This window comes from Streptomyces flavofungini (assembly GCF_041028215.1).
In the GTDB taxonomy this organism is placed as follows: domain Bacteria; phylum Actinomycetota; class Actinomycetes; order Streptomycetales; family Streptomycetaceae; genus Streptomyces; species Streptomyces flavofungini_B.
Genome location: NZ_JASKYR010001165.1, coordinates 1 through 1857, shown reverse-complemented (window position 1 = coordinate 1857; position 1857 = coordinate 1). Strand labels below are relative to the sequence as shown.

The 1857-nt window shown below is 76.0% G+C and carries 1 protein-coding gene and 1 pseudogene; both read left to right on the top strand.

Annotated features, from left to right (window positions below; all coding sequences use genetic code 11):
* On the top strand, window positions 1-1244 hold a 1244-nt coding region (locus AB8Z36_RS39415), incomplete at its 5' end, for a class I SAM-dependent DNA methyltransferase (RefSeq protein WP_369218170.1).
* Between the two features lie 183 nt (window positions 1245-1427).
* A pseudogene (locus AB8Z36_RS39410) lies at window positions 1428-1857 on the top strand (hypothetical protein); the annotation flags it as partial.

The following is a 1857-nucleotide window of genomic DNA, read 5'->3' as shown; positions in this document are numbered from 1 at the left end:
GGGTCGACGCCGTGCTCTGCCACCCGCCGTTCAACGAGCGGAACTGGGGCCACGACGAACTGGCCTACGACCCCCGCTGGACGTACGGCTTCCCCGCCCGCGCCGAGTCCGAGCTCGCCTGGGTCCAGCACGCGCTCGCCCGCCTCGTCGACGGCGGCACGGCCGTACTCCTGATGCCGCCCGCCGCCGCGTCCCGCCGCTCGGGCCGCCGCATCCGCGCCGATCTGCTGCGCAAGGGCGCCCTCCGCGCCGTCATCGCGCTGCCCGCGGGCGTCGCGCCCCCGTACAGCTTGCCGTTGCACATCTGGGTGCTGCGCGGGCCGGGGCCCGCCGTGCCGCCCGCGCCCGAGCTGCTCCTCGTCGAGGCCGCCGGGGCCGCCGAGGGCCGCGACACGCCGTGGACCGCCGTGCGGGACGCCGTCCTTGAGGCCTGGCGCCGCTTCGACGCGCACGGCACCGCCGAACTCCCCGGTTTCGCCCGTTCCGTGCCGGTGCTCGAACTCCTGGACGACGAGGTCGATCTGGCGCCCGCGCGCCGCCTGCCGCCCCCGGCCGCCGACGGCGACGGCCCCACCGGACTCGCGGCCGTCCGCGAGGACCTCGGCGAGGCGCTGCGCCGGGCCGCGGAGCTGACCCCCGCCCTGCCGTCCGTACGCGCCGGGGACGCCGGTGAGACGCCGCGCCCGCCCCTGACCACCGTCGGCGAACTGGCCCGCGCGGGCGCCCTCACCCTGCACACCGGCACCGGCACGGGCGGCGGAGGCGCCCCCGTCCTCACCGACCACGACGTCCTGACCGGCGGCGCCCCCTCCGGCGCGGCCCACGACGGCGCGGCCGACGGCCCCGGCGTCCGCACCGAGACCGGTGACGTCGTCGTCCCCGTCTTCGGCGGCGGCGCGGCGGCCCGCGTCATCGGCGAGGCCGACGCGGGCGCGGTGCTCGGCCGGGGCCTGACCCTGCTGCGGCCCGACCCGGACGCCCTCGACCCCTGGTTCCTCGCGGGCTTCCTGCGCGGCACCGCCAACCACCGCAGGGCAAGCAGCTACGCCTCCACCGCCGCACGGCTCGACGTGCGGCGCCTCGAACTGCCCCGGCTGCCGCTCGCCGGACAGCGCGGCTACAGCGGGCACTTCCGCGAACTGGCCGCCTTCGAGGACGCGCTGCGGCGCGCGGGCCGGATCGGCGAGCGGCTGGTGCGCGGCATGCACGACGGACTGACGGACGGCACCCTTCCGCCGGACTGACGGGAGGCTTCCGACGACAGGACGGGAGGCTTCCGCCGACGGGACGGAACAGGACGGAACCGGCTCCCCGGGCGGCGGCGTGACCAGTACGACAACGGTTCGGTACAACCCGGGACCGGTTGCCGGTGTCGGCCTATACGCTCGAATCCGCATTCGTTCGTCCTTCAGGTACCAGGAGCAGCCATGCACGGCCACGGCTACGCGCAGACGCGGCCCCAGGTGCCGCCACCCTCCGGCGGCACTCATGTGACGCTGCGCGTGGTCTTCGTGGTGCTCGCGGTGGTGACGTGCGGGCTGTTCGCGTGGGCGCCGATGCTCCGGCTCGCGCTCGTGACGCGCAAGGCCCACGACTGGGTGCTCTTCGCGGGCGTGACCGCGCTCGACGTCACGGCCATGGTGCTGATCGGGATCGACCCGGGCGACGAGGAGTTCCAGGGCCCGGGGAACGCGGGCATGGTGATCATGCTGAGCACCCTGGTGGCCACCCTCGCCTACTACCTGTTCGCCGACATACGCCACTTCAGCCGGTTCCAGCAGCCGGGGTTCACGGGATACGCCCCGCCGCCGCAGCCCTCGTACGGCTACCCGGGGCCGCACACGCCCGTGCCCGCCC